Origin of the sequence: Ruminococcus flavefaciens (assembly GCF_900143025.1) — a bacterium.
GTDB classification, from domain to species: Bacteria; Bacillota; Clostridia; order Oscillospirales; family Ruminococcaceae; genus Ruminococcus; species Ruminococcus flavefaciens_I.
This window is the reverse complement of record NZ_FRCT01000007.1, coordinates 1-26,133: the sequence shown is the minus strand read 5'-3', so window position 1 is coordinate 26,133 and position 26,133 is coordinate 1. Positions and strand designations below refer to the sequence as shown.

The following is a 26,133-nucleotide window of genomic DNA, read 5'->3' as shown; positions in this document are numbered from 1 at the left end:
GGTGTATCATTTAGCATATCTTCAGTTTGCTTTCTGATATATTTTCTGTTAAAGCCGTTTTATATTTTCGATAGCGGTACTTTGCAGCCGGGAGACTTCTTCCTGCTGATGTCCTTCGCTTTTCTGGTATACGAAAGAAAACGAGGACTTAGAAATGATGATTACGTATTCGGAGTATTCCTCCTGTGTGTTATTATTATAAATAGTATTTATTTTCTGATTTTTCGTTCAAGTTTTTTTGTAAAATCCTGTCTTTATTACGTATTCAATTACATTGTTATACTATGCTTCCGGCATTTTATGTATAACAAACCATGGCTCAATGCACTCGGCTTGGTCTGTAAAATGAATCTCCTGATACAGCTGGCTATTTTCCTGCTTCACAAGGGAAGCTACTGGGAAGGCACCTACAGATATATGGGAACCTATACTGACCCTAACCAGCTTGGATTTGCGATAATTTCCACATTATCAATACTCTTCCTGCTGAAGGACAAATGGAAATATCTTTTTGTACTTGTAGCATTGTTCCTCATTATGCAGACCTCATCAAGCGGTATGCTGATAGCGCTGTTCATACTTGTCTCAATGGATAGTATGATAATGCTGAAAAGAGCAATGGATAACGGCGGTATATCCTATACCGTATTATTCCTTATAATACTTGGTATTGGCGGCGTTATCGCACTTTTCATGCTTGATATCATCCATATCGACTGGGATCACTTCCGTGTATCGGATAAGCTTAACAGTAATAATTCGGTATTGCAGAGCTTCATAAATGACCGAGCACTGAATGTAGCTCAGGACCACCCCGAGTATTTCCTCTTTGGATATGGTGAGGGCTTCCAGTTCCCGAGATATGGACATCAGGAAGAGATGCATTCAACATGGATATCATTATGTTATTATTACGGAATTGTGCCGTTCTGTATACTCCTTGCATGGATATACTCGAATGTAAGACGGATAAAGCTTGAGGTGCTGCCGATATACTGTGCGATATTCCTTGAGGCATTCACACTTGTAAATCATCGTCAGGCATCTTTCTGGATGATAATTCTTCTTGCAAATGTATGCTGCCGTGACGACAGCGATAACGGATATGAATTTTATGATGTATTAGAAAATGAGGGGAATAAAAGTGCGTAATTGTTTGGTGACGGTATTTTGTCTAGCCTATAATCACGAAAACTATATCAGAACTACATTTGAGGGTTTTATTAAGCAAAAGACTTCATTCAAATTCAAGGTACTTGTCCATGATGATTGTTCAACAGACGGTACCAGAGACATAATAAGGGAATATGCCGAAAAGTATCCTGATATCTTTGAAACGATACTTCAGGAAGAAAACAAATATCAGAAGGGAATAGATATTGAAGATGAATATGTATTCCCGAATATAGACAGTAAGTATGTAGCCGTATGTGAGGGTGACGACTACTGGACAGATCCGTATAAGCTTCAGCTTCAGGTGGATTATATGGAAAAGCACCCTAAATGTATGCTGTGCGTACACAATACAAATAAAATATTTGAAAATGGAAAGTCTACAGGCACTATCTTCAATCCCTCACGAAAGGCAAGGGATTATTCTATGGAGGATATTATCCTTTCGGAGCCTGCGGCATATTTCCATTTCAGCTCCTTTATGTGGAGAAATGAGACCATGAGGAGAAAAAATCCTGCCTTTGATATGGACGGTATCGGTGATTATCCTATGGCACTGTATTTTGCATCTATCGGATATATCCACTACATACCGAGAGTTATGTCGAGCTACAGACTTAATTCTGTAGGTTCATGGTCATCAATGATGCATTCAGACAATAGCAAAAAGGTGCGTCAGCATAAAAACATTATCAAAGGCTTCAGATCAATAGACATATTTACAAAGCATAGATATTCCTACACAATAAGGAAGGCTATAAATCGTGAAAGTGCTAAGATCATGGTACTTGAGGACGATTATGCTTCACTTGTAAGATCCCCCCGCTGCATTGCCGCATTATGCAGGACTCTGACTCATAAGGCAGTCAGGAAGTTATATGAAATATTTCAGGCGGTGCGCAGCAGATGAGTAGCAGAGATACAGTAGTAAAGAACCTTTTCTGGAGACTTGGAGAGCGCTTCGGGGCAAAGATGGTACAATTCCTTGTACAGATCGTCCTTGCGAAGATGCTTGCTCCAAAGCTCATGGGTACTATAGGACTTATCCTTGTCTTTATCGAGATATTGCAGATATTTATCGAAAGCGGACTCGGAAATGCTCTCATACAGAAGAAAGATGCAGACGATCTTGATTTTTCAAGCGTTTTCTACTTCAACTGTCTGATATGCGGTCTTGCGTATCTGTTGATGTTTTTTGCCGCACCTTTTATTGCGGATTTCTACGAAAAGCCTGAGCTTACGCCTATAATAAGGGTAATGAGCCTTGTTCTCATAGTTTCGGGCATGAAGAATGTTCAGCAGGCTTACGTCAGCAAGAACATGATGTTCAAACGCTTTTTCTTTGCAACGCTCATCGGTACTATCGTTGCCGCTGTTGTGGGAATAGCGATGGCATACACAGGCTTCGGATTATGGGCAATAGTTGCACAGAATTTAGTCAACATTACCATAGATACCATAATACTCTGGATCACTGTAAAATGGCGTCCGAAGAAGTGCTTTTCGTTCCAGCGTCTTAAATACCTTTATTCCTATGGCTGGAAGCTCTTTGCTTCATCGCTTATGGAGGTAATATACCTAAAACTCAGAAACCTTATTATCGGAAAGAAATACTCAGATGAAAGCCTTGCTTTCTATACCTACGGCGAGTATTTTCCGCAGTTTATAACGAGTATACTCAACTCCTCGCTTGACAGTGTTCTGCTGCCGTCTATGGCTAAGGTGCAGGATTCCCGTGAGAACGTCAAAAATATGACAAGACGTTCCATAAAGATAGGCACATTTTTAATGATGCCCTTTATGGTCGGCATAATGGTATGTGCAGAGCCTATAGTAAAGATCGTCCTTACACCGGATTGGCTCCCTATCATTCCGTATCTGAGAATCCTTTGTATTTCCTATGCTTTTATGCCTATACATACAGCAAATCTAAATGCCATAAAGGCTATCGGAAGAAGCGATACTTATCTCAAGCTTGAAGTAATAAAGAAATTTGTTGATTTTGGTGCGATAATCGCAACGATGTTCATATCTGTAAAAGCAATGGTATACGGAATGTTGGTATCATCTGTAATAAGTCAGGTCATAAATGCATGGCCGAACAAAAAACTGCTCAATTACAGCTATTTGGAGCAGGTGGTCGATATGCTTCCGCAGATATTAGCATCGGCTGTCATGGGCGGAGTTGTATATCTTGTTAACTTCACAGGGCTTCATGACATACTTCGGTTAGTTATACAGGTACCTTTAGGTGTTATAGTGTATCTGCTTTGCTCAAAGCTTATGCACATCGACAGCTATGAGTATCTGGTCGATACCTTAAAGAGTCTGTTAAACAGAAAGAAGGATAAAGAAATATGAAAAAACTTATGATACTTGGCGGATCGGCTTTTATAATCCCCGTCATCAAAAAGGCACAGGAGCTTGGCTGCTATGTTATCACCTGTGATTATCTCCCTGATAATATAGCACATAAGTATTCGGACGAATACTGCAATGTAAGTGTCATTGACAAGGAGGCGGTACTTGAAGCGGCAAAGAAACATGAAATAGACGGAATTATTTCATTTGCCTGCGATCCCGGTGTTGCATCTGCGGCTTATGCAGCAGAAAAAATGGGGCTCCCGTTCCAGGGACCTTATGAATCCGTAAGGATACTTCAGGATAAGGGATTATTCCGAAAATTCCTTACAGACAACGGTTTCAATTGTCCTCATTCAAAGAGCTATAACGATAAGAAGGCGCCATTCGATGATATTGATTTTTTCGACTGGCCTGTTATAGTAAAGCCTGTTGACTCGGCAGGAAGCAAGGGTGTTACAAGAGTTGATGATCCCGCTAAGCTTTCCGAGGCAATTGATATCGCCCTTGATGCAGGACATAACGGACACTTTATTATTGAGGACTTCATCACATTCAAGGGCTTCCATTCCGACGGTGATTTCTTCACCGTAGACGGAAAGATAGTATTCGGACCCTTTGCCGACCAGCTCTTTGACAAGAAGGCAGTTAATCCGTATACGCCTGCTATGCTGATCTGGCCATGTACTATGGACGCTTCCGATGACAAGGCACTGCATGACGATCTGCAAAGACTCATGTATGCACTGAATATGAAAACAGGTATATACAATATCGAAGTATGTGTGGGTGCAAACGGCAAGCCTTACATCATGGAGGTATCACCTCGCGGAGGCGGCTGCCGAATAGCTGAGATACAGAATATGGCATACGGTGAAAATGCTGATCTTATCGAGAATGAGATAAGAAAGGCTGTAGGACTTCCTCTGACAAAGATAGAGGAGAGCAAATGCGACGGACACTGGGTACAGTTCGATATCCATTCCGAAACAGACAGTGAGCGTATCCTGAGATCGCTTACCATTGATCCCGAGATCGAGAAAAAGTATGTTAAATACTCTATGATAACTGCCAGACCCGGAGATGTAGTAAAGCCATTTACAGGAGCTAATATGACATTAGGCGATCTGTTCCTGAGATTTGATACCCGTGAGGAACTTGACGATGTAATGTCCCGCTCAAATGAATGGGTAAATTTTGAATTTGAAGATTGAGATGCAGAATTTAACAGAGAGGAAAGGGGATCGGTACCTTTGCGGTGAAGGAAATACTTCATCACGCATTTTATAATCTTAACCGTCACAGGTTAGAGCTTGAATGTCTTGCAGGAAACACTATATCATCAAGACTTTATGAACATTGCAGATCAAAAAAGAAGGCGTCAAGCGCAAAGCTGTATTTAAACAAGGTGAGTATACAGATATGTTTGTGTACTCGATATTAAAAGAAGAATATATGGAGTTAAAAGAAAATGGATGAGAATATTTTAGTTACCAGATCTTCTATGCCTGATTTTGAGGAATACTGCGATGAGATAAAAGGATTCTGGGACAGCCACTGGCTTACAAATATGGGCGAAAAGCATATGCAGCTGCAACAAGCCCTTGAAGAGAGATTTGACGTTCCTCACGTTACACTGTATACTAACGGTCATCTTGCTCTTGAAAACATACTTGCTGCAATGAACCTGCCAAAGCACGGCGAGGTCATCACATCTCCGTTTACATTTGCTTCAACCACACACGCTATCGTCAGAAACGGACTCAATCCTGTTTTCTGTGATATAAATGACACTGATTATACTATAAATACCGATCTTATCGAAAGACTTATAACAGATAATACCTGTGCTATCGTACCTGTTCATGTATACGGAAATCTCTGCGATGTTGAAAAGATACAGAAGATAGCCGATAAATATGATCTCAAGGTAATATACGATGCAGCTCACGCATTCGGAGTAACATATAAGGGCGTAAGTGCTGCCTGCTTCGGAAATGCATCAATGTTCAGCTTCCATGCAACAAAGGTTTTCAATACTATCGAGGGCGGTGCGCTCTGCTTCAAGGACGACAGTCTTGTTCAGAAGCTCAATGATATGAAGAACTTTGGCATACACGGCCCCGAGGACGTTGCATACATAGGCGGAAATGCCAAGATGAACGAATTTCAGGCTGCTATGGGTATATGCAATCTCAGACATATTGATGACGAGATAGAAAAGCGCCGCAAGGTCACAGAGCATTACAGGAGCCGTCTTGAAAATATAAACGGTATAATCCTCTGTAAGCCGCAGAAGGACGTAACTCCTAACTATGGTTACTTCCCTGTGGTATTTGACGAAAAGCTTTTTGGCGCAACAAGAAACGAAGTATTCAAGGCACTTGCTGACAATGGCATAAATGCAAGAAAGTACTTCTATCCTATATCGAATACCTTTGAGTGCTTCCACGGCAAGTACGATGTCAGTGAGACTCCTGTTGCACTGCATATAAGCAAACGTGTGCTCACACTTCCGCTGTATGCTGACCTCAGCGAAGAGATCGTTGACAAGATATGCGACATAATCCTCGGCTTGAGAAAAAGCTGATTAAAAAAACTAAAGCAAAAAATATATCATTTTTAGAAAGGCTGAAACCATGAGGAATGATGAAAGAAGCGTAATTAACTTTAAAGAGATATTTTCTCTTATTTTCAGAAGATTATGGCTTATAATCTTATTTGCAGTTTGCGGTGGAATAATCGCTTTCTGTGTATCAAAATATCTTATCTCACCAAAATATGAATCACACATCAAGCTGTATGTTCAGGGAGATTCACCTATGCTGGCTAACGGCGGTGCAGCAGGAAATGAAGGAAACGACGTAAACAACCTGAAGCAGCTCACCAATACTTATATCGAGGTCCTCAATGACGATCTCGTTATGCAGGAAATAGGAACTAATCTCGTAACAAGATTCGGACGCGATATAATAAGCAAGGTTTTCACTGTTAACGAGGAGAACAATATCCCTGCAAATGAACTCCGTGACACTATATTTATCGAAAGTGTTCCGGATACTCTCGTTCTTAATGTGCAGGTAATCACAAAGGATCCTGAGGTCTCTGTGGCAATATGCAACTACTTTGCTTTATATTCAGATCTTTATCTTCAGAAGGCTATAGGAACAGGATGTAAGGCACAGTATATGTCATGGGCAAAATACAACGGAACTCCTGTATCACCAGACAAAATGAAAAACACAGCCATCGGTGCTGTTTCGGCAGTGCTTTTCGCACTTCTCCTTATATTCCTTATGGACTTCTTTGACGACTCCGTAAGAGATGTAAACGCTCTCAGCAACAGATACGACAGAGCTGTTATCGGTGAGGTCGGACGCTTCAAGAGCAAGTCGAAAAAGGGCGATAAGAAGGGCGGATTTGTGAGCCTGTTTGATAAATATGTACCTCTGAGGATCGTTGAGAACTATAAGGCTATCCGTACAAGTATAATCTATACTCTTCAATCTTATGATAAGAAGGTCATATCCGTTTCATCGGCAGAACCGTTTGAAGGAAAGTCTATCACAGCTGCAAATATAGCTATTACTCTTGCACAGGGCGGAAATAAGGTGCTTCTTATTGATGCCGATCTCAGAACTCCTGTTCAGCATGAGATATTCCGCATGAGAGAAAAGAACGGTCTTGCAAATGCGCTGACACGTATTTCCGATCTTGACAGCTGTATCAAGAAAACATTTATGGATAAGCTCGATATCATTACCGCAGGTGATGCAGTATCAAATCCTTCAGAGCTTGTTTCATCCGAAAACATGGATATGATAATCGAAAGACTTGAGGACAGATACAATTATATCATCATAGACACACCTGCTGTAAACTTCTTCACCGATGCTGTAGAGGTCGCAAAGAAGGTTTCGGGCATGGTAATGGTCGTAAGATATAACGAGACCTCATCAGCCGACATTGACTCGGCAATGAGCAGAATAGAATTCTTTGAAGCTAATATGTTAGGCTTCATTCTCAATGATGTAAAGAACAATAAGAAGTATAATAAATTTGTAGCTCCAAACAGAAATGTGACATCATCTGCCAAGAGAACAGATGCACAGATGATGAACAGAAACAACTCATCATACAGATCAAATAACGGCAGCAGAAACAGGAGCGTAAACAACAACAGACCAAGAAGATGACAGCTTCACAATAATTTTGGTCTGAATTGATATGATAAAAAACAGCGGCATATACTTTTAAAAAGTATTGCCGCTGTTTGATTTTTTCGCATACCGTGATATGACATACATGATATATAACTTTCATGCGCAGAGAAAAAAATAACGCCCCACATTAAAGTAGGGCGTTAAACTATCTGCGGCGACTTGTCGCTGTGTATGTGTTACAAAATGAATACTACTTCCGTAAGCGAAAGGAGAGTAAGCCGTCTGTAAAAAGAAAGCGAGCCTGCGAGCGCCAACGTGGTTGGGCGCGCAGGCTCTGTGCTGTGTATGTGTTACAAAATGAATACCACTTCCGTAAGCGAAAGGAGAGTAAGCCGTCTGTAAAAAGAAAGCGAGCCTGCAAGCGCCAATGTGGTTGGGCGCACAGGCTCTGTGCTGGTGCCGGTGGCGGGGGTCGAACCCGCACGGTGTTGCCACCACGAGATTTTGAGTCTCGCACGTCTGCCAATTCCATCACACCGGCACATTGTTATAATTATAACATATGATAAAAACAATGTCAATAGTTTTTTACAAATTCAGGCTGCCGATTTTATGGCAGCCTGATCATTTATCGTAAATATAGTCTTTTTCGAGTCTCGTCTCAAACTCCTCAACGGGGAGAGGTCTGTCAAAGTAGAAGCCCTGAGCGAGATTGCAGTTATTATCTGCCAGAAGCTGGACCTGTTCCTTTGTCTCAACGCCCTCCGCGATACATTCAAGACCCATTTCCTGAGCCATAGCAACGATATACTTGAACATAACGCTTTTCTGAATCGGGTTTTCCTCATTTTCCGCAGGAAGCAGGCTTCTGTCCAGTTTCAGTACGTTCCAGGGTATCTCCTTGATAAGATTAAGTGAAGAATAACCTACACCGAAGTCGTCAACAGATGTGGATATGCCTGTTTTCTGGAGTCCGCTGATAGTGCGCTTCAGGTCCTTGAATTCCACATCGGTAGTAGTTTCGGTAAGCTCTATTTCGATATATTCATGTGGAACATTGTTCCTGTCGACAATATCAACGATATGCTCCAGCAGATCCATATCCGAAAGGTGACGGCGTGAAAGATTTACAGAGATGCGGACGACATTTTTACCGCTGTCAAGCCATCTGCGTATATCCTTGCAAACGGCGTCCAGCATATAGAAATCCAGCTTGCAGATATCGCGTCCCTGTTCGAGAACAGGTATGAATTCGGCAGGTGAGACAAGCTTGCCGTTATGCAGCCAGCGGCACAGCGCCTCAGCACCTGCAACATATCTGCCGTTGATAGCAACCTTTGGCTGATAATATACAAGGAACTCTCTTTCCTCAAGAGCCTTTGGAAACTGAGCGGATATATCGTTATTTCTCTTGTTCCTTGCCAGCAGTGCGTCATCGAAGTATGCGACATCGACATTTGAGGCGTTTTTGGCAAGGTGAAAAGCAAGACTGACTCTGTCCATGATATCTGTAGGGAGTATAACGCTTTCGGTATTCTGGATAATATATACACCTACCGTAGCGCAGATAAATATACGCTCCTTTTTGTTTTCGTCGTAGTATACTCCTGTACCGTGAAGTATATCGAGGACCTTCTGCACCTTATGGCTTTTTATGAGAGTAATGAAATTATCTCCGCCTATTCTGCATACAGTCTCGTTTTCGTCGTCAAGGAGCTCCTCGATAAGGGCAATGAACTTCTTCATTACCATAGTACCGTTTTCGCGTCCGATATGCTGATTGACAACGGAAAAACGCCTGAGATTAAAGCGTACAGCGGAATAAAGAGCTATTTTATCAGCTCTGCATATATTTTTGGCACACTTCATAAAATGCCTCAGATTATACATATTCAGCTCACTGTCATAAAAGGTGAGTTTATGTGTAAGCTGAGTGAGTCTTTGTTTACCCGAAAAAAAGCTTAACAGCGATATCAGGGTATCTATATATTCAAGCTCTTCGTCCGTCCATATCTGGTCGTCATTAAGTGAATGGACGTTATATAAAGCAATTTTCTCATCAACAGTATTTATACGTTTGGAAATAAAATTGGTTTCTGAAAAGTGGCTGCATTTATAAAAACTTATTGTTTCGTAAACACCGAAGTGAAAAGAAGCTTCATTTTCATAGCCTAACATTTCAGCCTTGCCTATCCTGAGGGCACAACAAAGCGCAGCTATATCCCTGTAAAATCTTTCATTATTCAGATTAGGGTAAAGCCGAATTTGTGTAATTATTTTGTTTAGTAATGTCAGGTGCTCATTTGTATTCATTCATATCCACTCCGAATACAGACAAAGGTCTGTATCAGATTTGCCTTTTTATACAAATTTATTATAACATATGATAGAGAGAAAAAAATGTATATATTATTAATATAATGTAAATTACACAAGATGTTAGGAATTATTTGATAATACTATTCAAAATATACAATTTTAATAGGTTTTACAGTGCTAACATACATATAAATATGTATGCAGAAGCAAAAAAATTAAAATTCAGCAATTAAAAGCTTTACAGCAGAAAAGTGTTGACAGTCAAGGCTGTGTATGGTATAATTTTTATGGACCTTTATGCTGTAAAACAGCGTTGAACGTTGATAGGAGGCACTTTGATATGAAGAAGATAAATGTCAGGACAAGTCACCCTTATGAGGTGCTCATTGAGAGGGGCATACTTGCTGACTGCGGAAAATATATAGCCAATGTTACAAAAAGCCGAAAGGCAGCAATAATCACAGATGATATCGTTGAAAAGCTGCATTTGCAGACTGCTCTCGACTCTCTTAAAAAAGAGGGATTTGAGTGCAGTGTTTATTCATTCCCGAATGGTGAAGAGTCGAAATGCCTTGAAACTCTTGGGAAGATATACGATTTTCTCTGTGAGAGCAAGATGACAAGAAGTGATATAATAATCGCTCTCGGCGGAGGAGTTGTTGGCGATATTACGGGATTTGCCGCAGCTTCATACCTTAGAGGCGTAGATTTTGTGCAGATACCAACAACTCTGCTTGCACAGGTGGATTCCTCTGTAGGCGGAAAAACTGCTATAGATATTGCAGGAGGAAAGAACCTTGTAGGCGCATTCAAGCAGCCTGCGCTTGTTTTATGCGACAGCAATATACTTAAAACCCTGTCGCAGGAGATACTTGCAGAGGGCATGGGCGAGTGCATAAAATACGGTATGATACGTGATGAAAAGCTATTTGAGCTTATGGAGTCCCACGACCTTGCTTCGCTTGATGAGATAATTGATGAAATGGTATACAAATGTGTTGATATCAAACGTGTGATAGTAGAGCATGACGAATGTGACAAGGGAGAGCGCATGGTGCTGAATTTCGGTCATACTCTCGGTCATGCAATTGAAGCATGGCACAATTATAAGAATATTTTCCACGGCGAGGGCGTTGCGGCAGGTATGTGCATGATAACAGACCGCCTTGCACCGCAGCTTTCGGAAAGACTTAAAAAGGTTTGTGCAGCCTATAAGCTGCCTACAGGAAGCGATATCCCCATGAAGGAGCTTCTGCCATTCTGTTCGCAGGACAAAAAGAATGAAGCTAAGGACATCAATTATATAATATGCAATGAGATCGGCAAGGGCGAGATAGTGAAGGTGCCCTTTACTGAATTCTGCCGACTTATGGAGGGCTGAGAATGGATATACGCATAACCCCTTCAAAGCTTAAAGGAAGTCTCAGCGTTCCTGCTTCAAAAAGCTGTGCTCACCGCTCTATAATATGTGCTTCGCTTGCTGACGGAGTTTCACACCTCAGTGGAGTTACCATGTCTAAGGATATCGAAGCTACCATAGGAGCTATGACTGCTCTCGGTGCTGAGTTTGAAGTAAATGGCGAGGACATCACCGTTAAGGGAAACGGCGGAAGAAATGCGGATAAATGTATCGTTGACTGTAACGAAAGCGGCTCTACGCTCAGATTTATCATACCTATCGCAGCGGCTGTCGGTACAGAAACGGAATTCCGCGGCAGAGGCAGACTTCCTCAGCGACCTATTGATATTTTTACAAGAGAGCTTGGCAAAAACGGTGTTGACTTTGATTATCACAACACTATGCCCTTTACTGTTTCGGGCGGACTGAAAAGCGGCAGATTTGAGATAGAGGGCGATGTTTCCTCACAGTTTATTACGGGACTTCTCTTTGCACTTCCGCTTCTTGAGGGAGACTCCGAGATAATACTCACTTCTCATCTTGAATCGCGTCCCTATGTGGATATAACTATTGATACCCTGCGTCGTTTCGGCGTTTCCGTGGAGGAGACAGCCGACGGCTTCAGAGTGAAGGGCGGACAGAAATACAAGCCCCATGATGAAAAGATCGAGGGCGATTACTCTCAGGCAGCTTTTTTCTGTGTTGCAAATGCCCTCGGTTCGCAGGTAGAACTTCATAACCTGAACGAAAACAGTGTTCAGGGCGACAAGAAAATCCTTGAAATTATACGTGATATGTGTTATAATGGCAATATTGGCAATTATAACGCCGACTGCTCGGATATTCCCGATCTTGTACCCATACTTGCGGTGCTGGGAGCTTTCGGCAGCGGAAGATCAGTAATATACAATGCTAAACGACTTAAAATAAAAGAAAGCGATCGCCTTGAAACAACTTCGGCTTTACTTAACTCACTTGGCGGTAAGGTCACCGTTACAGATGACGGACTTATTATCGAGCCTACGGGAGCTATGCACGGAGGTACGGTTGACAGCTTCGGCGACCACAGAATAGTAATGGCGGCAGCAATAGCAGCTACCTGTATCGACGGGGAAGTAGTCATAAAGGGTGCTGAGGCTGCTGAAAAGTCCTATCCTGCTTTCTTTGACGACTACAAAATGCTCGGAGGTAACGCTAATGTCATCATTCTGGAATAATCGGATATCTGTCTCCATGTTCGGCGAAGCCCACGGACCTGCAATAGGCGTTACCGTGGATAATCTTCCCTCGGGAGAATATATAGACTCTGAGGAGCTTGCACGCTTCATGGCGAGAAGATATTCCTGCGGCGGTCAGACTGCCGTAAATTCCATGCCTCATATAATGTCGGGTATTTTCAACGAGCGCACAACGGGTGCTCCGCTCTGTGCCTTCCTTCAGAATACCGATACTTCAGCACCTCAGCATGAGGAGACCGATAATCTTGTTCGTCCGGGTCATGCGGATTATACAGGTGCGATGCGATACAGAGGCTTCAATGATGTCAGGGGGGGCGGACATCTCTCGGACAGGCTCACAGCTCCGCTGTGCTTTGCGGGAGCAGTCTGCGCTCAGATACTCGAAAGACGCGGCATCTATACAGGTGCTCATATATTACAGATACACAATGCAAAGGACAATCCCTACGACCCTGTGAATATCACAAGGGACGGAGTTCTCAGCGTGAGAATGAAGGATTTTCCTGTTATAAATGACCGTAAGGGCTGGAAGATGATAGAGGATATCAATAAGGCTTATGAGGGCGGAGAGTCCCTCGGCGGCGTTATCGAGTGTGCTTCGGTGAATGTTCCTGCGGGTATAGGCTCGCCTATATTTGACGGACTTGAAAATACTATCGCTCAGCTCATATTCGGTATCCCAAATGTTACGGGACTTGAATTCGGAGCAGGTTTCCTTTCAGCAAAAATGGTGGGAAGCCAGAACAACGACGAATTCTATGTGAACGAACACGGTCATGTGCTTACAAGGACAAATAATCACGGCGGTATCATCGGAGGTATATCCTCGGGTATGCCTATTACTCTGAGAGTGGCTTTCAAGCCCTCGGAGTATATACCACAGACTCAGAATGTGGTGAATTACCGTGAAATGACCAGTGAGACAGCTGAGAGCCAAAAGCATATCCCATGCGCTATCCCTTCGGCTGTTCCGTGTGTTGAGGCTGCTGTAAATATCGCGCTTCTCTCACATATGCTGGATTACCCAAATTTCTGTTAAGGTGACTTTTATGCAGGACGAAAATATAATGAAAATGGCAGAACGCGCCGATATTGAGATAAAGGACGTACCGACGCTGAATATTCTGCTTTGTTATCTGCTTTATAAAATAGACAGACCCGTAAGTCCCGACCAGCTTTATGATATAGCTATCGGTACGGGCGTGGTGAATTACTTCTACTATCAGGACTCTATCGGCTATCTGCTGAAAAACGGTCATATCACCTCCGAGAAGGACGATAAGGGTGAGGACTGCTATATTTTGCAGCAAAAGGGCAGAGAGTGTGCAAAGCAGCTTAAAAACTATGCTCCAAAGTCTTACAGGGACAGGCTCGTGCTTGCGGCACTTCGCTATTTTGCCCGTGTTCAGTACGAAAAGGAGCTGAAAATAGAATATGAGCCTGTTGGAAACGGCTATTATACTCACGTAAGATGTGTAGATGCTAATTTTGACCTTATGGACTTGAAGCTCTACGCTCCCGACCTTGCACAGGCAAAGATGATAGGAGAGAAGATACTTCTCAATCCTGCGGGATTTTACGGAAAAGTAATAGAGGTCGCTCTCTCAAATGAAGAGCCGCCATACGATCTTAGTGACAATTGACATGAGAGCTGTTTTATGCAGCTCTTTATTTCGTTTAGAAACGCTTTTCACTATAGGGCAGAAAAAAGCTTTTTTTCAACGGAAAACCATTGATTATAAGAAAAATAATTTTTGACTTTGTACAGGTGAACAAAAACGATATTGCTTAATTGTAGATATTGTACAGGAGATGTGGCTGTAATGGAGTACAGTATAAGACCTTTTGAAGAAAATGAGTATCCGCTTCTTGAAGATTTCCTATATGAAGCTATATTCGTTCCCGAGGGAGTTGCTCAGCCGCCCCGTGAGATCATCGAAAAGCCCGAACTACAGGTATATATCAAGGATTTCGGGAGGAATTACAGTGATATTGCCCTTGCAGCAGAGGTCGGCGGGAAGATAGTCGGAGCTGTATGGGGACGGATAATGAATGACTACGGTCATATTGACGATGATACGCCTTCGCTGGCAATATCTCTTTATGGGGAATACCGCGGTAAAGGCATAGGTACGGCACTTATGAGGGCAATCATAGCCGCTTATGCTCAGTCGGACTTCAAAAAGCTTTCGCTGGCAGTACAAAAGGCGAATTATGCTGTTAAGATGTATGAAAAAGTTGGATTTAAAACAGTTTCTGAAAATGATGAAGAATACATAATGCTGTGTGAGTGGTGAAAATATGGATACACTGAAAGCTTCAAACTTTATAAAAAACAACGCAAGACCTCTTGAAAAGGCTTTGTACAGCTATTTTTACGAAAATGGTACAAGGGGAAAGGTCATTCATGAGCTTCTGAAGTATATGAACGATGACTGCGGTTTCGGAAATGCCCTTGAACCCGATAACTGGAACAGGAATTCCACTCCTATTACAGTGAATGATGCTGTGATGACACTTTTTAAAACAGGTGCACTTGACGAAAAAAGCAGACTTACTGACAGGATAGCGCATTATCTCAGCTCTCACGACGGCTTTGACGAGGATAAAAAACGCTGGCTCTTTGCTGTTGAAAGCAATAAGGATTTTCCTCATGCAGTCTGGTGGGAGAAGAAGGGCGACGGGATACGCGGTTTTAATCCTACGGTGTCGCTGGCGGCGTTTATGTGCTGTTTCAGCGAGGAAAGAAGCTATTATATGCAGATAGTTCTCGAAGCTTTTCAGTCTCTTTCGGAGCAGGAAGAGATGATAGCTGACGACCTTAAATGCTATCTTTTAGCCTATGAGCTTATGGAAAGGCATGGTATGGCTGTTATCGGTGACAGCGGTTTTGACGCAAAGAATTTTCTGTGCAAAAAGCTGGGACAGGTCATATGCGGTGATATTTCAAAATACGGAGTCGAGTATGTTCCGGTGCCGTCGGACTTTTTCTGCGGTATTTTCGGGCAGTTCATTACTGATGATATTCGTCCGCTTATCAAGGCGGAAAGGGAAGTCCTCGGCAGTTTGCAGCTTGACGACGGCGGCTTTGACATATCGTGGCAGTGGCACAACGATTATGAAGAATTCGGGCAGGCGAGAGAGTGGTGGAGACCAAGAGTTACCCTCGATAAACTGCTATTTTACAAGTATAATGCTTGATTTTACAGGAAGGATAAGAAAATGAAATACGGACTTGTTCTTGAGGGCGGCGCTATGCGTGGACTTTTTACCGCAGGTGTCATAGATATCCTCATGGAAAATGATATAAAACTTGATGCGGCTGTGGGTGTTTCCGCAGGTGCGGCTTTCGGCTGCAACTATAAGTCGGGACAGATACGCCGTGCTATACGTTATAATACAAGATTCTGCAAAAATAAGAAGTATTGCAGTGCGCTGTCATACATAAAGACAGGAGACCTTTTCGGTTCGGAATTCTGCTATCATACTATTCCCGAGGAGCTTGACATTTTTGATACGGAGACATTCAATGCTTCGCCCGTGGATTTCTGGGTGGTATGCACAGATATCACAACAGGCAGGGCAGTATATCATAAGTGCGGAAAAATCGACTACACCGAGCTTGAATGGATACGCGCGTCGGCTTCTATGCCGATTGCGGCAAGGATAGTAAAAATAGGAGAGCATAAACTGCTTGACGGCGGTATCTCGGACTCTATCCCTTTGAAGTTCATGGAGAGCCGCGGCTGCGAGAAGAACGTTGTCGTACTTACTCAGCCTCGTGATTACGTCAAGAAGCCTGCCGGCGGCATGAAGCTTATGAAAATGAAGTATCATAAGTATCCCGAGCTTGTTAAGGCGGCTGCAAACCGCCATAAGATGTACAACAGTGAGCTGAAATATATCCGCAGTGCAGAGGAGGAGGGAAGAGCATTTGTTATTGCTCCGCCCGAAAAGCTGCCTGTAGGTCATGTGGAGCATGACCCCGATGTTATGCGAGAGGTCTACCGTATAGGCAGGCGTACTGCTTCAAAATGCCTTGATGAGCTGAAAGCTTTTCTTGAGAAATAAAAAAGACCTGTCCGAATCAGGACAGGTCTTGCGAAAATTATATCAGATGATACTTTTTTACACGGTCTGTTATGATGAGCGCGAGTATCAGCTTTATGAGATCGAAGGGGACAAAGGGCGTTACACAGAGCTTCAAAGCCTTTGAAAGCGGCATTGCGTTCCCGTCTTTGGAGAATACGTATATGAACCATACTGTGCCGAAGGCGTAGCAGACTGCAAGCCCTATGAGCATGAGCGTTATCTTTAATGCAAGCTTTTTGCCCAGGAGCTTTTCACCTGCCATGTAGATGAGTGCCATGAAAATAAATCCCAGTATATAGCCTCCTGTAGGACCTGTGAGGACTCCTATGCCTCCTTTGAAGCCCGAAAATACAGGAAGTCCTATTGCTCCGAGGAAAATGAATACCAGTATGGAGAAAAGACCGTTTCTGCCGCCGAGTATGCCAAGTGCGCAGAAAACAGCGAATGTCTGCAATGTTATAGCAATAGTTCCTATTGGTATGGATATCCATGAACATACTGCCATTATGGCTGCGAACATGGCTGTAAGTACCATTTCCTTTGTTGTAAAGCTCAGTTTTTTGCCTTTTGCTGTATTATTGACCATCGAATACAACTCCTTACATGATATAAACGCTGTATACCGCATATCAGCAGGTATGCGATGCCTTGCGTAAAGTCATATTTATAAGATCTTACATATGCATTATAGCACAGATGTCTTCCTTTGTCAACCTAAATTTAAAATTTGGTTGACAATAAAATTTTGAATAATGATTGAAATTGTTAAAGAAATATGTTACAATAAAAAAAGTATATATTTGCGAGGTGTTATTTGACATAATGAAAGTGAGCGAATTTAACGACGTTATAGTCCCCGATAGAGTTAAGGCGGACTTCAATGAGGGACTTACCTCTGCACAGGTCAAAGAAAGAGCAGAGGCGGGACAGGATAACAAGCCTGTTGAATCACCCTCCAAAACCGTCAAGGAGATCATTGCCGATAACGTATTGACGTACTTCAACCTTATATTCGTGATATTGTCCGTGCTTCTGGTAGTAGTAGGCTTTTACCGTGATCTTACGTTCATGCCTATAATCATTGCCAATGCTCTTATCGGTATCATACAGGAGATGCGTTCAAAGTCGGTGCTGGATAAGATAAAGGTACTCAATGCACCTGTTACCACTGTAGTCCGTGAGGGTCAGATAATGACAGTACCTTCAAAGGATCTTGTAATTGACGATATCGTAATATTCAAGGCAGGAAATCAGATAAGTGCAGACGCTATCGTTGTGGACGGAAACGTTTCCGTAAACGAGTCGCTGCTTACGGGTGAGTCCGATGAGATAAGCAAAAAGCCCGGTGATACACTTATGTCGGGCAGCTATATAGTTTCGGGTACCTGCCGTGCGAGACTTGAAAAAGTAGGACGTGAGTCCTATATTTCAAAGCTTACTATACAGGCTAAGAAATCCCGAAAGGGCGAGCAGTCAGAAATGATACGCTCTCTCAACAGGATAGTTAAGTTTGCGGGCGTTGCCATAATCCCTATAGGAAGCATACTTTTCTATCAGTCCTACTATATCAACCATGATACTATCCGCGCCAGCGTTCAGTCAATGGTGGCTGCCGTAATAGGTATGATACCTGAGGGACTTTTCCTGCTTGCCAGTGTTACCCTTGTTATAAGTGCCATGAGACTTGCTCTCAGCAAGGTACTTGTCCACGATATGAAATGTATCGAGACACTTGCGCGAGTTGATGTGCTCTGCGTTGACAAGACAGGTACTATCACTGAAAACGAGATGTCGGTAACAGCAGTTGTTCCTGCTTCCGATGAATATGACATAGACTCTATGCAGGGACTTATCAGCGACTTTGCTGCTGCTCAGGATGCTGATAATCAGACTATGGAAGCCATAAAAAATCATTTCCACCGTCCTGCCGGAAGATCGGCTGTATCTATAACAGGCTTCTCGTCAGAATTCAAATACAGCAGCGTTACATTTGAACGCGAATCATATGTACTCGGTGCTCCAGAGTTCGTATTAAAGGAAAAGATAGAAGAATACAAGTCAAAGATAGATGAATACAACCGCAAGGGCTACAGAGTCCTTGTGTTCGGAAAGTACAGAGGAGTTCCCGACGGAAAGGCGCTAACTGCTACTGTTGAGCCGATGTGCTTTATAATGATGGCTAATCCTATACGTGAAAATGCTCCCGAGACCTTCAAGTATTTTGCGGAGCAGGGCGTTGAGATAAAGGTTATCTCGGGCGATAACCCTGTTACCGTATCAGAGGTCGCAAAGCAGGCAGGCATAAGACACGCTGAGGAATATGTCGATGCTACTACGCTCACTACTGAGAGTGCTATAAAGGACGCTGTTGTGCGTTATACCGTATTCGGACGAGTTACTCCCGAGCAGAAGCGCAAGTTCGTAAGGGCACTTAAAAAGGCAGGCAAGACCGTTGCTATGACAGGTGACGGTGTAAACGATGTTCTTGCACTTAAAGATGCGGACTGTTCTGTTGCTATGGCTTCGGGCAGTGATGCGGCAGCACAGGCTTCACAGCTCGTTCTCCTTGAGTCAGACTTCTCTAAGATGCCGGATGTTGTTGCAGAGGGCAGAAAGGTCGTAAATAACCTTGAACGCTCGGGAAGCCTCTTCATTGTAAAGAATATATTCTCGCTGATAATATCCGTGCTCTTTATCTTCTTCGGACTTGCTTATCCGCTGAAGCCTGCACAGATATCCCTTATAAGTGTGTTTACTATCGGTCTCCCAGCGTTTTTCTTGTCGCAGATGCCTAACCGAGACCTTATCAAGGGTAAATTCATCACGAATATACTGCTCAAAGCTCTTCCTGCGGCACTTACAGACGTACTCGTTGTTTGTGCTATGGTATACTTCGGAAACATATTCAATGTTGCACCTACGGATATAGCTACGGCTTCAACGATACTTATGAGTATCGTCGGAATGATGATCGTATTCCAGATATGCAAGCCTATGGATATGTACAAGATGTGGATGTGGATACTCTGCGGCGTGGGACTTGCCTGCTGTATGATATTTATAAGCAAGATGTTCGATATAACTTCAATGTCTAACCGTTGTATCCTTCTCTGCATAAACTTCTCGATAATCGCTGAGCCGTGTCTGCGCTATATGACACTGGTGACAAAGAAAATACAGTCCTTCTTCATAAGTGAAGATAAAGACGACTAATAATAAACTGGCAGATGCTTCGTATGAGGTGTCTGCTTGTTTTTTTAGGCTGCGGCAGTGAGGAAATATTACGTGAATATACGACATAACAGGACAGGATAAGCAAGGGAAAAAGGTTTTAATTAAAGGAGAGAATGGGAAGAACTGCGGGAAATCGAATTTTTTATCGTAAAAAAGAGCTTTCGGCTGTACAGTGCAGATGCTATACTTATCATAAAGGAGGGATAGGTATGAAAAACATCATACTTGCAGCTGCGGCGGTATTTTTTATGTTTATTGCCTGCGGTAAAAAGGCTTATGCGGAAGAAAGCAGCGGCTACGAATATACTGTTATTGACAGGGAGGTGACTATAGTAGGATATAAGGGCGAGCCTGAATTTATTGAAATACCGGAATATATTGAGGGGTGCCCCGTTACTGAGGTACGTGACAACGCATTCTATAACTGTCATTCACTGAAAGAGGCTGTACTGCCCGATACTGTACTTAAAATAGGACATCACAGCTTTTATGCCTGCTATGAGCTGGAAAGCATCAGGCTTCCTGCTGAGCTTGAAGAAATAGGAATGGGCTGCTTTTGCGGTTGTGCTGCTCTGAAAGAGATAGAGCTTCCCGAAACGCTGGAGATACTGCCAGATTCCTGCTTCCGCGCCTGTACATCTCTAAGTGAGATAAGGCTTCCGCGTAATACAAGGGTGATAGAGAAGTTTTGCTTTGCAGGCTGTACGGGACTTTGCAGTGCGGAGCTTGGCGACAGTATTGCAGCCGTGGGAGAAAGAGCGTTTTATATGTGCGAAAAGCTGTCCTGTGCCGTACTGCCGCGAACCTGTTATGACATAGGAGAGCAGGCTTTCGGCTATAGCTGTGACGGAAATAAGATGACAGTTAAAACAGATATGATGCTCATAGGCGTGAATGAGTCTGCTGCTGAGAGATACGCGGCGGAAAACGGGCTTAGATTTGCGGAAAGCCATGAGACCATAGATGCTTTTGCAGAAGCCGTGGATGTTGAAAAGGGCAGGAAAGCTCCCGAGCAGGTCGGCTGGTACGGACTTGCGGTATTTGGTATGCTTGGTGTGATAACTGTGGTAATATTTTTTAACGGTAAAAAAGAGGGATAAGCTTAAATAATTGCTGTTTCGGACTGGTCTGACCAGAAATTGCGCTTTTAGTAAAATCGGCTAATATTAGTAATGTTTTATGAAATCCCTTGCAATTTCATAAGAAATGTGATATGATATATACGTATAAGTGCGTTAAGCTGATAAAGTAAGGATAGGCACTTAAATTATCGGTTTAACATATAAAATTTAATACGCACGATCTGGAGGGATCAAATTGAAAAAAGAAAACATGAAGCGGGCTGCGTGCACTGTTGCAGCTGCGTTCATCGCAACGTCGGCGATGAGTTTTCCTTCAGCCCTGGCAAAGCCATCGGCAGTTTTGGCTGCTGATGAGGTCCTCAAATACGAATTTGAGGACGGCAAGACAAGCGGAGGAAAGATCCATGCTGATGGTGCTTCCGATGTGAAGATGAGCGATTTCCCCGAGGGTACTGATCTCAGCGGCTTCTCGGGCAAGGGCTTTGCTTATCTCGATCAGAAGGGTACTACCCTCAGCGTTGAGGTAGATGTTCCCGAGGCAGGACTCTACGAGCTCAACATCGGTTACTGCGAGCCCAGTGACCCGAACAAGAAAGTCCAGTATCTCAATGTCAACGGAGTAAATCAGGGTGAGCTGACCTGCCCTTACACCAAGACCTTTGCCGAGACATCGGGAGGTGTTGTGAATCTTAAAAAGGGCAAGAACACTATTGAGCTGAAGGCTTACTGGGGATATACCTTCTTCGATTATCTTACGCTGAAGGCTGCTCCCGAAAAGCTTACCAACCTGTCTCCTACAAGACAGCTTTCAAATCCGAAGGCTTCCGATACCACAAAGAGACTTTACAGCTATCTCTGCGACCAGTATGGAAAGCACATCATATCAGGTCAGCAGGAGTATTGCGGAGACCATAACTACAACCTCTGGAACAGTCCCGATGTTTTTATCAAGGACAATGAGGCTGAGTTTGAATACATAAAGGAAAAGACAGGCAAGCAGCCTGCAATACGCGGGATCGACTTCCTTGCGTACAATACTTCGTCCACATGGCGTGACCATGCGCCCGAACGAGTTATCGAGTGGGTAAACAAGTATCATGGCATAGCCACTGTATCATGGCACTGGAACGTGCCGTGCGAAAAGGGAAGCGATGATATTGCTTTCTATGTTGAGTCGGCAAATCCTAAGTTCACTACATTCAGCTGTACAAAGGCTGTTGAGGAGGGAACATGGGAAAACAGCGTCGTTATGGCTGATATCGAGCTTATTGCAGGTGAGCTGAAAAAGCTCAAGGACGCAGATGTTCCCGTGCTCTGGAGACCTCTCCATGAAGCCGAGGGCGGCTGGTTCTGGTGGGGAGCTGAGGGCGCAGAGCCCTGTAAAAAGCTGTACCGCCTCCTTTATGACCAGCTTACAAATGTATACGGTCTGGACAACCTTATCTGGGAATGGACAGGCTCTACTTCTCCTGCGGCTGCCGACTGGTATCCGGGTGACGATGTAGTTGATATAGTCGGCTACGATAAGTATAACTGTGCGGACGGACTTGCTAATCTCAGCTCTATCTCGTCCACGTTCTACAGCCTTGTACAGGGTACGGACTGTCAGAAAATGGTGGCAATGACCGAGAATGACTCCATACCTTCGCTGGAAAATCTTGTGAACGACAAGGCTGCATGGCTTTATTTCTGTCCGTGGTATATGAATTACCTTACCAGCGAGCAGAATAACCCTGTTGACAATCTTATAGAGGTTTATCAGAGCGATTACTGTATCACTCTTGATGAGCTTCCTGATCTTAAAACATACCCTATAAACGGAGAACAGGGTGCTGTGACTACAACTGTCACTACAAAGCCTGTGACAACATCGGCTTCTAAGACAACAACTACTTCAACGTCAAAGGTCACATCGACTTCAACTTCAAAGCTCACAACAACTTCGACAGCTAAGACTTCAGCTGTTTCAACAACTTCCGCAGTGCCTTCAAAGAATTATAAAAAAGGCGATGCGAACTGCGACGGCAATGTTGATATGTCGGACGTTGTTCTTATAATGCAGTCCCTTGCAAATCCTGATAAATACGGAGAAAAGGGCACTGACAAGCTTCACATCACCGAACAGGGAAAAGCTAACGGAGATGTGGAAACAAGCAGTAAGGGACTCACTTCAAATGACGCGCTGGAGATACAAAAGTATCTTCTCGGTCTTTCAAAGTGGGATTAAATAAAAAATGATTCACATTAAAAGGGAGGAATACATGATGAATCACAAAAAACTGACTGCGGCGGTATTGAGTATCGTTACTGCTGCAACATCACTGTGTGCGGCTGTTCCCGTATATGCGGCTGATACAGAGTCTGTACAGGAATTCTGCGCACCTATCAGCGAGGTAGTCAAGGACTCAGGTCTTGACATCGACTACGCTCGTGCTCTTCAGTACTCGCTCTATTTCTATGACGCAAATATGTGCGGCGATACTGCTGACAGAGACAGCCTTCTTTCATGGCGCGGCGACTGTCATACCTATGATGCACACGTTCCTATGGTTCCGTGGGACGGAGTTACGACAAACAGCAGTAAGGGCGGTACTAACCTTTCAGCTTCCTTCATGGAAAAATACAAGGACGTTCTTGATCCTGACGGCGATGGCACTATCGACGTTGCAGGCGGCTTCCATGATGCAGGTGACCACGTTGAATTCGGTATGCCTGAGAACTATTCGGCTGCTACGCTTGGCTGGGATTACTATGAATTCCGCGACGTATTCAAGAAGCTCGGTCAGGACGAACATATGGAGACTATTCTCCGTCACTTCAACGATTATCTTATGAAGTGTACATTCCGCGATAAGGACGGCACTGTTATAGCTCATTGCTATCAGGTCGGCGAAGGCGGCATCGACCACGCTATCTGGAACAGCCCTGAGGTAGATACTATGCCTCGTCCTGCATTCTTCCTTACTGCGGAGAAGCCACAGACAGACTATGTTGTTTCTGCCTGCGCTTCACTGGCTATCAACTACCTTAACTTCAAGGATACTGATGAGGAGTATGCTGCAAAGTCACTTGACTACGCAAAGGCTCTCTGGAAGTTCGCTAACGATAATCCGAAGGAACTTTCTGATAACGGCGACGGTCCCGGTCAGTTCTATGGTTCTTCAAAGTGGGAGGACGACTACTGCTGGGCTGCTGCATGGATGTACATTGCAACAGGCGATGCAAGCGTATTTGATTACGCTGTAGAGATATTCGATTACTATGCTCCTTCAGGCTGGTGCTACTGCTGGAACGATATGTGGAGCGGTGCAGGCGTTATGTGGGCTGTTGTAAACCAGGAACACCCTGAGCTTGAGCTCGTACAGAAGATCAGAGATGCACAGGGTAAGAACCAGTACGTTTTTGACAACTTCTGGGATGATGACTGTGTAGGTAAATGTCTCAAGGCATGGAAGCAGAAGGAAACTCCTCAGGGCTTCGCATGGCTCAATCAGTGGGGCAGCTGCCGTTATAACACAGCTATGCAGCTTATCTGTCTCGTTCACGATAAGTACACCAACGACGGAAAGCCGGGCGAATGGGCTGAATGGGCAAAGAAGCAGATGGACTACGTTCTCGGTAAGAATGATATCACTTACAAGGAAGAGGCTAAATACTCTGTTCTTGCCGGCAAGAACGGCACTCACGGTCCGAGAAGCTTCATTGTAGGTTATAATGATACATCTGTAAAGAATCCTCATCACCGTGCAGCATCAGGTCTTCTTATGGCTGAAGATGCTCGTGAGCAGAGACATATCCTTTGGGGCGCTCTTGCAGGCGGTCCTGACAATGACGACGGACATGATGACGCTACAAAGGACTGGACAGAAAATGAGGTTACTATCGACTATAACGCTTGTCTCCCGGGTGCAGCTGCTGGTCTCTATGCTTTCTTCGGCACAGAGGATATGGCTATAACTCCTAACTTCCCTCCTGAAGATGAGAAGAGAGTATACGGCGGCCCAGGCGGCGAAGGCGGCGGCGGCGGTTACTGGGTAGAGGCTATCGGCCTTGACAGCCGCAACGATGACGGCACAGGTGCTGTTGAGGTTTCACTGAAGGTCCTTTCAGGTGAAACTTCTCCGTCAAAGAACATCACAGTAAGATACTTCATTGATGCTTCAGAAGTTGCTGACCCGACTATCATCGACACAAAGAAGCTTTACGATCAGTCCGAAATGGAGATCGAAGGCGCTAAGTGTACAGTAAGTCCGTTAAAGAAATATAAAGATTCAGATAGTATTTACTATGTTGAGCTTTCATGGGAAGACTGCACTATAATCAACTCAGGCAAAAAGAGCCAGTTCTCAGTCGGCTTCTACGGAAAGGGATATACAGACCCTGATACTCATAAGTATGTAGTATATAAGTGGGATCCTGAGAATGACTGGAGCTATGAGCATCTTAAAATGGGTAAGAAAACAGACTTCTTCGCAGTTGACGATCCGCCTGAGGAGCGCTGCGATTATATCTGTGTTTATGCTGACGGCGTTCTCGTAGGCGGTACTGAGCCTGACGGTTCAAAGCCTGCTGAGAAGGAGCCTGCAAAGACAACTACAACAACAAAGCCTGCTGTAACAACTACAACTACTACAGCAAAGGCAACTGTTACATCTACAACAACAACCTCCAGGGCAACAACTACTGTTTCCAATGTGAATGATGTTGCAGTTACACTTGCAGGTGATGCAAACTGTGACGGCGAGGTAGATATGTCCGATATCGTTCTTATCATGCAGTCACTTGCAAATCCTGACAAGTACGGCAGCAATGGTACAGACAAGAACCATATCACAGAGCAGGGCAAGGCAAACGGTGACGTTGACAAGAAGAGCAAGGGCATCACATCAAATGATGCACTCAAGATTCAGGAATTCCTGCTCAACAAGATATCTTCACTTTAATATTATGTAAGAAAGCGGCTCATAACCGTGGTACTCATATAGAAGCTTATACTATTTATCGGGGGAAACCTTTCTGAAGAAAGGCTTTCCCCCGAACCCCTTTCCAAAGACTTTTTTAGCTGATTTTTT

At 43.7% G+C, this 26,133-nt stretch carries 20 protein-coding genes and 1 tRNA gene; 18 read left to right on the top strand and 3 right to left on the bottom strand.

From position 1 onward, the window contains the following. Positions 1 to 300: 300 nt before the first annotated feature. Genes BUB28_RS08915 through BUB28_RS08885 form a run of 7 tightly spaced genes read left to right on the top strand, consistent with a single transcriptional unit; the run spans position 301 to position 7,730 of the window. Positions 301 to 1,152 (top strand): O-antigen ligase family protein, encoded by an 852-nt coding sequence (locus tag BUB28_RS08915; protein ID WP_139277534.1) that lies wholly within the window; start codon positions 301 to 303, stop codon positions 1,150 to 1,152. Continuing rightward, positions 1,145 to 2,083 (top strand): glycosyltransferase, encoded by a 939-nt coding sequence (locus BUB28_RS08910; protein WP_175547826.1) that lies wholly within the window; start codon positions 1,145 to 1,147, stop codon positions 2,081 to 2,083. Before BUB28_RS08915 ends, BUB28_RS08910 begins: the two co-directional genes overlap by 8 nt. After that, on the top strand, positions 2,080 to 3,534 hold the full coding sequence (locus tag BUB28_RS08905) for a lipopolysaccharide biosynthesis protein (protein WP_072950739.1): 1,455 nt from the start codon (positions 2,080 to 2,082) through the stop codon (positions 3,532 to 3,534). The genes BUB28_RS08910 and BUB28_RS08905 overlap by 4 nt, the downstream gene beginning before the upstream one ends. After that, a complete protein-coding gene (locus BUB28_RS08900; RefSeq protein WP_072950738.1) occupies positions 3,531 to 4,748 on the top strand; it encodes an ATP-grasp domain-containing protein in 1,218 nt (405 codons plus the stop codon). Before BUB28_RS08905 ends, BUB28_RS08900 begins: the two co-directional genes overlap by 4 nt. 44 nt (positions 4,749 to 4,792) lie before the next feature. Further along, complete coding sequence (locus BUB28_RS17635) at positions 4,793 to 4,978, top strand: GNAT family N-acetyltransferase (RefSeq protein WP_072950736.1); 186 nt, start codon at positions 4,793 to 4,795, stop codon at positions 4,976 to 4,978. A gap of 27 nt (positions 4,979 to 5,005) precedes the next feature. Further along, positions 5,006 to 6,124, top strand: coding sequence for a DegT/DnrJ/EryC1/StrS family aminotransferase (locus BUB28_RS08890; protein ID WP_072950735.1), 1,119 nt, complete (start codon positions 5,006 to 5,008; stop codon positions 6,122 to 6,124). Positions 6,125 to 6,173: 49 nt separating this feature from the next. Then, on the top strand, positions 6,174 to 7,730 hold the full coding sequence (locus BUB28_RS08885) for a tyrosine-protein kinase domain-containing protein (RefSeq protein ID WP_072950733.1): 1,557 nt from the start codon (positions 6,174 to 6,176) through the stop codon (positions 7,728 to 7,730). A 421-nt stretch (positions 7,731 to 8,151) separates the two neighbouring features. Here BUB28_RS08885 and BUB28_RS08880 read toward each other — a convergent pair. Further along, positions 8,152 to 8,238 (bottom strand) — tRNA-Leu (locus BUB28_RS08880). A gap of 83 nt (positions 8,239 to 8,321) precedes the next feature. Further along, positions 8,322 to 10,010, bottom strand: coding sequence for a bifunctional diguanylate cyclase/phosphodiesterase (locus BUB28_RS08875; RefSeq protein ID WP_072950732.1), 1,689 nt, complete (start codon positions 10,008 to 10,010; stop codon positions 8,322 to 8,324). Positions 10,011 to 10,356: 346 nt separating this feature from the next. On the opposite strand from BUB28_RS08875, the gene aroB reads away from it, so the two are divergent. The 7 genes from aroB to BUB28_RS08840 all read left to right on the top strand — a co-directional run bounded on the left by aroB (position 10,357) and on the right by BUB28_RS08840 (position 16,724). Beyond that, a complete protein-coding gene (gene aroB / locus BUB28_RS08870) occupies positions 10,357 to 11,397 on the top strand; it encodes a 3-dehydroquinate synthase (protein WP_072950730.1) in 1,041 nt (346 codons plus the stop codon). A 2-nt stretch (positions 11,398 to 11,399) separates the two neighbouring features. After that, entirely contained in the window at positions 11,400 to 12,632 is a 1,233-nt protein-coding gene (aroA, locus tag BUB28_RS08865; protein ID WP_072950729.1) for a 3-phosphoshikimate 1-carboxyvinyltransferase, read from the top strand. Then, positions 12,613 to 13,692 (top strand): chorismate synthase, encoded by a 1,080-nt coding sequence (gene aroC / locus BUB28_RS08860; protein ID WP_072950727.1) that lies wholly within the window; start codon positions 12,613 to 12,615, stop codon positions 13,690 to 13,692. The genes aroA and aroC overlap by 20 nt, the downstream gene beginning before the upstream one ends. Before the next feature lie 10 nt (positions 13,693 to 13,702). Beyond that, entirely contained in the window at positions 13,703 to 14,296 is a 594-nt protein-coding gene (locus tag BUB28_RS08855; RefSeq protein WP_072950725.1) for a DUF4364 family protein, read from the top strand. 180 nt (positions 14,297 to 14,476) lie between these two features. After that, on the top strand, positions 14,477 to 14,950 hold the full coding sequence (locus tag BUB28_RS08850; RefSeq protein ID WP_072950724.1) for a GNAT family N-acetyltransferase: 474 nt from the start codon (positions 14,477 to 14,479) through the stop codon (positions 14,948 to 14,950). A 4-nt stretch (positions 14,951 to 14,954) separates the two neighbouring features. Beyond that, the gene (locus tag BUB28_RS08845; RefSeq protein ID WP_072950722.1) at positions 14,955 to 15,854 is read left to right on the top strand and encodes a hypothetical protein; all 900 of its coding nucleotides are present in this window, start codon (positions 14,955 to 14,957) and stop codon (positions 15,852 to 15,854) included. A 21-nt stretch (positions 15,855 to 15,875) separates the two neighbouring features. Next, the gene (locus BUB28_RS08840) at positions 15,876 to 16,724 is read left to right on the top strand and encodes a patatin-like phospholipase family protein (RefSeq protein WP_072950720.1); all 849 of its coding nucleotides are present in this window, start codon (positions 15,876 to 15,878) and stop codon (positions 16,722 to 16,724) included. A 37-nt stretch (positions 16,725 to 16,761) separates the two neighbouring features. Here BUB28_RS08840 and BUB28_RS08835 read toward each other — a convergent pair whose 3' ends face one another. Beyond that, positions 16,762 to 17,331 carry a biotin transporter BioY gene (locus BUB28_RS08835; protein WP_072950719.1) on the bottom strand — a complete coding sequence of 190 codons (570 nt, stop codon included), beginning with the start codon at positions 17,329 to 17,331 and terminating at the stop codon, positions 16,762 to 16,764. Positions 17,332 to 17,573: 242 nt separating this feature from the next. Here BUB28_RS08835 and BUB28_RS08830 point away from each other — a divergent pair, with 242 nt between their 5' ends. The 4 genes from BUB28_RS08830 (at position 17,574) to BUB28_RS08815 (ending at position 26,004) form a co-directional block, all read left to right on the top strand. Then, positions 17,574 to 19,958, top strand: coding sequence for a cation-translocating P-type ATPase (locus BUB28_RS08830; protein WP_242939969.1), 2,385 nt, complete (start codon positions 17,574 to 17,576; stop codon positions 19,956 to 19,958). 230 nt (positions 19,959 to 20,188) lie between these two features. Continuing rightward, positions 20,189 to 21,079 (top strand): leucine-rich repeat domain-containing protein, encoded by an 891-nt coding sequence (locus tag BUB28_RS08825; protein ID WP_072950715.1) that lies wholly within the window; start codon positions 20,189 to 20,191, stop codon positions 21,077 to 21,079. A 283-nt stretch (positions 21,080 to 21,362) separates the two neighbouring features. Beyond that, positions 21,363 to 23,288 carry a glycosyl hydrolase gene (locus BUB28_RS08820; protein WP_431767975.1) on the top strand — a complete coding sequence of 642 codons (1,926 nt, stop codon included), beginning with the start codon at positions 21,363 to 21,365 and terminating at the stop codon, positions 23,286 to 23,288. Between the two features lie 34 nt (positions 23,289 to 23,322). Next, entirely contained in the window at positions 23,323 to 26,004 is a 2,682-nt protein-coding gene (locus BUB28_RS08815; RefSeq protein WP_175547825.1) for a glycoside hydrolase family 9 protein, read from the top strand. Positions 26,005 to 26,133: the final 129 nt, after the last annotated feature.